Below are 10,320 nucleotides of genomic sequence, written 5' to 3'. Positions count from 1 at the left end.
CCTTCCCCTCCTGCAGCACTTTTCCGGTCTCCATATCCGTCACTGTCTTTGGTGTACCTGTGACTTCTTTTGTCCCGTGGGCTAAATGGAGCACCACATTTTGATCGACTGCGTCGTTATTATCAAAGCTTGTCGGTAAGGTATCTGCACTCACTAAGATATAGCCTTTATCCAAGTAGCTTTGGATGAGCGCTTGGTAGTCCGTTGAAACTTTGTCACCTACCACGCTTTCACTGTCTCCTGTCGCTAAGAGCTCGTCATTGGCTAAAACTTTACCGTTGTCGCCATCATCGATCACTGTATAGGTCAAACGTTGTTCGTTAGCGTCATAGTAAACAGTCACCACATTATCCTTTGAACTTGGTGTGATCGTCATTTTTTCAACGACTGGCTGATCACTTGTATATCCGCTGACTGTTGGGCTCGTAACTGCATTAAATTCTGCCGTTTCGGGTGCCCAACTTGGTTCGCCGACATTTTCTTTTGTCACTTGATCAACGGTATATGTCGGTACGAACGTGTGACTATTCACACTATCAGCCGATACCATTTGACCCGCTTTTGGACCTGTGCGGTAGACGTAGTTGATCGTTTGACTGACTGTCACTGGTGTACCCTCTACTTGTTTTAACGCATGGGTCAAGTAAACGTAGTGCTCTTGATCAGCATCTGGGTCTTCATCAAAGTTACCTGATGTTGCTTCTGGTTGGGCACTGACTAATTCGTAACCTGCTTGCGCGTAATCCCACAGCGTATTGGTGTATGCCGAACCTGCCTTACCTGTGATCGTTTGGAGTTGGTCAGTCAATTCCTTGTTAGTTCCACCATAAACATCGATATAGTGCACTTTGACGGTTTGGTCACCTGCTGTATATGTCACCACTGTGCTGAGATCTTCTGAATCATGGGTGATCGTTTGACCACTGATCTCGTTTCGATCTGGTGTATAGCCTGTGATCATTGGACTTTGGATCACTTCTGTCGTCTGCGCTGGACTCCACACTGTACTCAAGATCGCACCAGTTACTGTATCGATCGTATCAACTGAAGTAAATTGATAGTCTTTCGTGTAGGTCTCTGCCGCACTTTGACCTTTCTTTGGTCCGTTACCGTAAACATAGGTCACGGTTTGCGTCACTGTCTTTGGTGTACCCGTGACTTCTTTTGTCCCGTGCTTAACATGTACGACTACCAACTGATCAGAAGCATCATCTGTATCAAAAACCAATGGAAGGTCGTCTTGACTTACGATAACATAACCTTGTTTTTGTAAGTCTGCTATCTTAGTAGCATACTCTGTTTGTACACTTTCTGGAATATCAGTCTCTGATCCACCTTGTGCTAAAAGTGTCGCTACTACGATCTCCGTGCCAGTCTGATCATCGATAACTTTATAGTTTAACTTTTGAATATTTGGTGTGTAGTAAACGACCGTCTGTAACGCTGTTTCTTCTGTTTCATGCGAAACTTGCATCGCTGCAACTTCTGACTTATCGGCCTTGTAGCCAGCGATCACTGGGCTTGTCACCACAGTTGTCATCTGTGGTCCACTCCACTTGGTCTGAATAACTTTATTAGTTATTTGATCGACTGTCTCAGTTGCTGTAAAGCTATATTCTTTAGTATATGTCGGTGCTGCATTTTCTTCTGCATGGACGCCATCTTTATATTTATATGTGACCATCTGGGTAAGTTTAACAGTCTTTTCTTGTGTTGTTGTTCCATGCTTTAAATGGACAGTCACTACTTGATCAGCTGTTTCATCTTGATCATAGGTCGGAAGTTCTTCTTTACTTACAAGCACATAACCTTGAGCGAGATAGTTTTCGATCATATCGGCATACTTTTGACTTGTTTCTTCACTTGGAGCAGAACCTGCTAGACCTTGGCCTAAAAATTCGTTGTTGACCAAAGTCGTACTCGTGTAAGAACCATCATCATTTAATTTGCCTTGATCGTCAATGATCGTCACGAGTAGCTTTTGGATGTCTTCAGCATAGACTACACGATAAACTTGAACTTCACTGTCGCTATTTCCTGGGTTATCCGTATTATCGAATCTTAATTTAGTCGCCAAAGCTGCCGCAAAATCACTATAGGTTTTACCATCTGGAGCGATGACCGTATAACGATAACCAGTTCGAGCAAACATAGCATCTGATACCAAAGGAGCACCTGCTTGATCGTAAAACATCAAGCCATCTGTCTTACCATCGTGGAAATATGGTGCTGTCGTAGCTTCAGCTTCACTTGTCGGTATCTGCTTACTTGGATCATTATCACTTATGATCACTGCTTTTTGGAAATCAGCTGTATACGTAACGATAAAGTTTTGAGTCACGCCTTGGTTATCGATCTTATCATCAAAGATCCCCTGTTCTTCTAGCGCCTTAGCTAAACTGTCATACACTTTATTTGTCAAAGGAGTACCATTTTGATCGACTATTGTGATCTTATACGTATAGCCTGGACGTTTTAATTGCTCATCAGTCACCGTGAATTTGATCTCACTTGTTCCTGTTGGAGTTGCTTGGGTCATTCCTGCTTGCGGATCACCTGTCGCTTGATCCAATAGTTTACCTTGCAGTGAATTTTCAAAAAGTCGTGCTTGATCGACTTGATAAACACGTGTTATGACTGTCGAGCCATCAGCTTTGAAGACCGTGCTTGAATACTGGTTTTCAACGAACTTATAGCCTGTGATCGTTGGTGGTGCTGGTAAACTCAACGCTTTACCAACTTCACCTAACAGATAACTGTTTTCTAACTCATATTCTCCAGTTGCTTCATTTAACGTTGCTTTGCCGACCAGATCAGGATAGCCATTGATCGGAGCACCTGCTTGATCGACAAATTTTACAGTCGCATAAGCACCATAGCTATCCGTTATCGTTCCGACAACTAAAGCCTTTTGTCCTGTGTAACCTCCAACTTGGCGTAATGTGACCTGTTTGCCCATGTTAGTCTCACTAGTTGGTGAGTAAGCATCGAAATGATAAATGATCTTATTGCCCATACTCAAAGTAGGTATATCTAATACTAACGACTTGATCGTGCTCCAATCGGTGACTTGATCAGCAGTCAATAAAGTACTTGGTATTGGCTGCCCACTCATCCAAGTCGTGCCATCCGCAAAAGTCAATGTCTTGCCATCAGCACTTAAAACAGCTGTTTGCGTTGCATAATAAAGCGTATGTGCATCATGGAGATGATTATTCGTCGAATCTAAAGCCAATTTGCCCGCGCCACTGATATTCAAGGTAAAAGCTTGCGCAGAAGCATTAGGGTTATTACTATCTACGACACCAGCTTGCGGGAGATTCATAACTGAGATCACGTTGTTCAAAGCGTTTGCTAAGTTATTCACCATCCCAAATTGTAACGTTTGGAGCCCTTGTTTTTGCCCATCTTTTTCCAAATAATCTTTAGCGGGATAATTTGACCCTTTATCTGAAAGACTGTAATTCTTCGTCCCTTGGATAAGTGGAGCTGGCTTGACTTCTTCTGTCGCAACGATCCTAAATTGGATAGTATTTGAACCAGTATCAGTCATCGTCGTCTTAGCGATCGTTCCATCAGAAAACTGGATCTGAGTCTGTAAACTAGCTGGTAATTCAGTTTTACTCGTGTCTCCTCCGAGTTGGATCCAACTTGTATTATTCGTGTTGTTCACATTTGCCTTATACACTTGCAGGCCATCAGTCGAAATACCATTTTTCTCTAGGTAAGCTGCCGTGTAGAGTGCTGGTTCTTTACCGGGTTCGGTATAAGCATACATGTCGACGGTCGTTCGCCCAACATCAAAGCCATTGACTGCATCAGGTGCAACTTTTAAATTGAACAAGACTTTCATCTGGGGTTTTAATTCAAACCCAGTTCCTGTCCAATCTAAGATCACAACTGTCTGTCCATTGATATTTTGTTTTTGAATGATCTTTGGTTCTGGGGTGACAGGGTTTTGATATTTTTTATCATAAGTCACTTGATAGAACTTATCGCTTTTAGCAAAATTGGTCAACACTGTCTGTTCCGGTACTGTGAGATATACGATCGGTTCTCTAATAGTCCCGTATTCAACAGCCAACGCATGTCCTGGCAAGTCAGTTGCCGTACCATTCCCTTTACCAACTAAGACCCCACCAGCATCAAGGTTTGTTCCCTTACTTGGCGTTGAGACCGAACCCATGGTTTGTAATCCCATACTAAACTCGTCACCTGGTTTTTTAACATAAGTTTCGCTGCCTGTTGAAGGCCATTCATAACCTTGAAGTGGTAACTTTTTAGGTTCCGATACATTTACTTGAAATGCCGTCGTCAAACGTTTATTTTCCGATTCGACTTGGATCTTAGAACTATAAGTCTGTCCAACTTGAGCTTTAGAATTTAAATACCCTAAAATGTTGATCATCCCAGAATTGATGTCGTTTAAAGCACTCGCACCATTTGTCCCGTTGACCGAATTTTGAAGGGCGTTGGCATAATATTTAACATCAGGCGTAACATCGTAGGCCGTGATCTTGACACCAGAAGCCAATTTTTTACCCATCCTAAATTCACCAAAATGATCGATCTGTCCTGTCAATGGATCATAATGTTCACCTGCTTGCAGATGCTGCATGATCTGTGAACCATCAGATCCCGTAACGACTACGGTATAACCCGTTTGCGCTGGATTATATGACTTAAAGTCAGCATGATCATTTGTCACATTGTTGATCGGTAAGGTGATCCCTGTTGTAGTGATCTCATCTGGAAACTCAAAATGATACGTTGGTGTAAATTCTGTCAGCCCATTAGCGGTCAGACCCACAGCATATAAAACTGGGGCTGCTTTATCCCCATTATCCAAGATCGGACGCTCGACTGGATCGATTTTTTGATCACTTACGGTTGTGCCACTATTTTTAACACTATTATAGTCAGAAACAAGCACCACATCGCGATTATTACTTTGTTCACTGTTGGAATAGTGGATGATCAAGCCAAAGTTTTCATGCACGCTTGGATCATCTTTTGCCAATACATTTTGGTCAAAACCTTTCGCTTCTGGGGATAAGCCGCTTGGATCAAGGGCTTCACCGGTATCGATATTTACCGTCCCAAAATACTTTCTTTGACCATCACCAAGATCGACCCAGCCAGATGGTGCTTCACTTTTGCCAGTCGTCTGTGTACTCGTGTAATGCCCGATAAAAGATAACTTAGCACTTGTCGTGGTAAAGACGATCGGCTTTGTTGCCGTCAATATGATCGGTGTCCCTTCACCACCGGGCTGTGTTACTTGTAAATTTCCGTTTAGATACGGATCACCTGTATGCATCAAATACTTGTTAGTTTCAGTCGCATCTAACACAAAATGTTCTGGGACTGGGACTTTTACTTGCGCAAGGCCTCTGACAGTCGTTGGAACATTGGCAACGACATTACCATCCAAGATCTCCACTTGATAGAGATAGTTAGTATCAGTCGTCACATTAGTCGTTGTGTTGTCTTTATAAGCATCAGCCTTAGTTTCAACTTTAGCCCCTGCTGGTAACAAACGCTTATCTAACGTTATCTTGACATTTGTGCTGGTAGGTGCTGGAACATCATTGATCAAAAAGCTGATCTGATAGTTATCACCACTGACGGTCATCCCATCGTCTGCAATGCTATTTAAATACGGTGGGTAAGGCTCAGCACCGTTTTGGATCACTTCGGCAAAGAAATTGATCGGTTTTATCGTTTGTTTGACCGTCACATTTGTATTATCTGCCGCATTTGTGATCGTCCAAGTATACTTATAACTACCATCGCCCAAAGCTGTCTTTTGGGGCGATCCGGTAGCATCTAAATTGCCTGCAGCTTCCAAGATCCCACCTTTAGTCGCATTAGGCTTTACGATCATACTAAAAGTATCACCATTTTGCCCTGTATACTCGACTGTCATCGATAGACGTCCACGGTTAGGACTAGTATTGTCTGTCGTAAATGTATACTCAGTTGAACCATCCGCGGCAGTCGTTTTGTCCAAAGTTCCACTATTTTCTTGTGAGACAGTGGTCACATGTATTGCTTCTTCACCAGATTGCGTACTTTCATTAGATGTAGCTGCTACACTTCTAAAACTACTTGTTGATGCCACCGCTTGTGTTTGCGTAGCCTCACTTGGCTGTTCTATTTGTGTATTCGTTGTTGTTTCTTCTTTTGTTTGAATACTTTCGGGCTCTGTTTTAGTTGTAGAGGTATCAATTACTTCGTTTGATTCAGCTATTGACGTTGTTTCTTTTTCTACACTCGTTTGGTCTGTAGCAAGAGTCTCTTGTGTTGTTTGATCTGTTGTTGGCGCCCCTGATAGTGTCTTATCATCAGTTTGGATAGTTCCCTGAGCTGTCGTTGATTCTCCTAAAGTCAAAGTTGTTACTTCATCGGCTAAAGCAGGCACCTGCAACAATACAGCTGAACTAAACATCGTTATTCCAGCTATGACCCAAGTTTTTTTGCGCTTATATAACTTATAGTGTCGTTTTTCTTCAGATGTATACTTTGCCAAACGCATTTTTGTTTTTCGCATAATGCTCATCTCCCTCATCTTTTTTATGTTAAGCTGTCTTAAAAAGTTAAAACTTTTTAAAGTAAATGATCTAAGTTGTTAAAAATATTAATTTTTTTATTATCTGTATTTATACTATAAAGTTAATTTGTCTTTTTTTCAACAGTTACACCCTCTACTTTGATCTTCCATAGCCATATCGATAAAGCGATTGCGTTGTACACAAGGAAAAAGGCTATTTCCAACAATTTTTCCCTTTAATATAATTAGACCTTGACCAGAGCAACTGAGTAATAGTATAAAAAAAGATACAAGAAGCTCTGTGAAAACAGTTTAAACTATTCTCACAGAGCTTCTCTATATTTAGAAATAGATACGTGTTTTGAGATATCCAAAATTACAATAACCATAAATCATTTGCTGAATTTGTTTTATTTTACGATTTATACATTTTAGAGAATCGTCAGTACAACAGCAGAAAACCTCGTATCGTTCTAATAAAAGTTTCCCGCTACGTCTTTTAAAACGATTCAAGTACGCATTGACTTTACAACACGACCTAGCATCTAAATAATACCATTACACAGCAAAAAATAGGTTAGAAAAGTCACTTCAAGAGCTACTCTTCTAACCTAATTATTATGCCTTAGCTGCACCCCAAGTTACAGTTGCTTCAACATTAGCAACTAAAGGTTCACCGTATTTGGCATTTTTATTATCATTGTAGAAATTCCATGCTTTTTGTTCAGCTGTCTTACCTTCAGTAAACCAGAAAACGTAGTGGTATGCATCTCCATTATCAGCATAGTATGTCTTAGCCCCCTCTAACGCAGTAGTCATACCGCCCAAATAACTTGCGATCTTCTCTAGGTTTTCTTGAGTAAACGCACCTGTCCCACTAAGTAATTCATTTCCCGTAGCAGAAAGTGGTTCGATCATATCAGAGGCCATAAGCGTTGTGCCTTCATCTAACCCATCTTTTAAAGCGACATTGTTACTATTCCACACTTTATTTACCTTAAAGTTGATCGTAGAGGTTGCCTTTTCAGGCGCTTTAGGTGTTTCATAACCATGTAAGAAACCGTTGTACATCTTCAATGATTGAAGTGGATGCCCTAGATCATCAAACAAGGCTACGTTATCCCATGTTGAGCCACCCCAAGTTGGTTGACCATTGTAATACATCACACTATCTGGTGCATAACCGACTGCATATTGTGAAGCCCAGCCAGTACCATACTTATCAGATGCTTCTTTATTAAACTGCCAGTTTTCCCAACCAGCCTTAACTGGGATCCATGCAGGTTCCCACCAGAAACCACCTAAGCCACCTTGAGCAACTAAAGCTTTATACATATCTGCCATCGCATCGACCTGACCTTGTGGATCATGACTATATGCTTGGATCTCTGAATCAGGTCCGATCGAATTTCCTGTACCATCCGAATCACGAACATTGTTGATCCAACCAGTTTCCAAAACAACTACCTGCTTACCATACTCTTGCTTAGCGAGTTTTTCAATACCTTCTAAGCTCTTAGGTGTATTAGCACCCCAACCCATATCAACATCATCATACCAGCCATTGCCATCATGTGTTGACCAGAATGGATAATACGACGTACCTAAAATATCATAATCAACATTATTATCGCGTAAAGCATTCATGATATTAGTATATTTAGGTACATTGGGCGTTTCTAATTGAATAGCAACTTTAGCTTCAGGCAACACATCCCGAACAGCTTTAGCACCAGCATTCAAATATCGAGAAATTTGAGTTGCTTTTTCTTTGTTGCCCCAGATATTTAGATATGATTCCCCTCGGTCACGATTGGAATAGATCCCAAAGACACCATTTGTGATCTCATTACCAACTTGGACCATATCAACATCAACACCAGCGTTTTTCAAATCATTCAAAACCTTGCTTGTGTAATTGTAAACACTCTTAGCTAAAGAATCACCCGTTTGATCTTCCCATGCTTTAGGGAGTGGTTGCTTAGCAGGATCAGCCCAAAAATCAGAGTAGTGGAAGTCAAGTAAAACTTTCAAACCATATTTAGAAGCATCTTTTGCCATTTGAACAACATTAGCTTCACTACAATCACCACCAGCATATGTGTTGTTATTAACATCGTATGGATCATTCCAAACACGTAGTCGGATCCAGTTGACCCCAGCATCTTTTAAAACTTTGTAGATAGGGGCTTCATTACCATCAAAGTCATAGAATTTTACGCCGGCGTTGATCAAAGATTGATAACTACCGATATCAACTCCGCGGATCATATCATCGGTCATCCCTTCGATCGGTTTGACCGTAACAGCGTCATAACGCAAGCCAGTATTTGTCCCTGTTTTATAAGCAAGATCGATCTGCTCATCTGTCATTTGACTAGTTGGTACACCTGTAATACCTGTTGACTCTTCAACTGGAGCCCCCCAAGTCAATGTTGCAGAGTAGCTGACCTTTAATGGTTCACCATATACAGCATCTTTATTTGCAGCTAAAAATGCTTCTTGCTTACCAACTTTCTGACCAGCAAAAGTATCATTTAGCCAAAAGACATAATGATATTCATTACCGTCTGTTCCCTTATAAAGTTTTTGGCCCTCTAGTCCTGATTCATTTCCTGGTAAACTACTGAAGATCAATTTCAAATTTTGTTCACTGATCTTTTGTCCCTTAACACCGTTCAATAAGTTTGGAGATACTTTAAAAGTATTTCCTAATTCGTCTGTACTGAGCGTATCTCCTACTTGTAGATCATCACTAACTTGTGCGTTTACCCCCGGTGCTTTGTAAACATCGGATACACTAGCAGTAAGTGTTGAATCGACCATTTCTTCCTTAGGTGCATCATCTTTACCAGGTGTAAAGATAATAATAGCAACATTTATACTATCATTCATTTCCTTAGCACCGACACCGATAGCTGCCTTAGATAAATCGGACTTTGGCGTAAAAGCAGTCATAAAATCATTTGCAGCTTGAGTGATCGCTTGTTGCATATCTTTATAACTCTTAGTCCACACTACATTTGCTGTACCTGTAAACAACGCATTATTTGCTAGATTCTTTTGCACAGCTTCAGAAGTTGCAGCTAAATTATTACGTGCAACTAATTGGGCTGTATCATGTAACGTAAAAGCTAGATAGTTATCATTTTGATTGTTCCAATCATAGTCAACATTTTGACCATAAGTTTTTTGGATATCATCAGCTACTTCTTTAGCAACCATTTCACGATAAGTTTGGATCGTTAATGGCAATAAGGTTCCATCATCATTAAAAGAGTAATCTACCCCATCGATCAAATGACTACCTGTATACATCGCACCATTATAGGTGTCAAAATAATATTTATTATTAGCGATCGTTTGCCAACCATACTGCATCCGTGCTGTATTTGGGTCATAGTAGACTGTCTTATTTTGATCTTTGATCTCTTGGAAACCAGTCAAAACTTCACCTTTATTAAATAAATACCAATTTCCATCCAGCTTTTGCTGACCATCCATATTCTCTAAGGCACCATTATATGTGTTAAAGCTATATGTTTTACCAGCAATATTTTGCTTACCATATAGCATCCAACCATCTTGGTTATAGTAAGCAACTTTTTTATCCTCTGGCAGGTATTGGAAACCCCGTTGCATTGCACCGTTCTTATCAAATAGATACCAATGATCATTGATCTTTTTTTGACCGATCGCCATCGCACCGTTGAACGTGTCAAAGTAGCGGGTCGCGTTATCTAACCACTGCCAGAGGATAAAAAAGT

Annotated in this window: 2 protein-coding genes; both read right to left on the bottom strand. The window is 40.7% G+C overall.

Features of this window, described 5'->3' with window-relative positions; translation table 11 throughout:
- Positions 1-6,553: KxYKxGKxW signal peptide domain-containing protein (locus Q9Q35_RS01680; RefSeq protein WP_304651853.1), on the bottom strand; the 6,553-nt coding region annotated here is incomplete at its 3' end.
- A gap of 618 nt (positions 6,554-7,171) precedes the next feature.
- Positions 7,172-10,320 (bottom strand): glycosyl hydrolase 53 family protein (locus Q9Q35_RS01675; RefSeq protein ID WP_304651852.1); only part of this gene is annotated, 3,149 nt, incomplete at its 5' end.

This window comes from uncultured Ligilactobacillus sp., from assembly GCF_948826705.1.
Classification (GTDB): domain Bacteria; phylum Bacillota; class Bacilli; order Lactobacillales; family Lactobacillaceae; genus Ligilactobacillus.
This window is presented reverse-complemented; position numbering and strand designations above follow the sequence as displayed.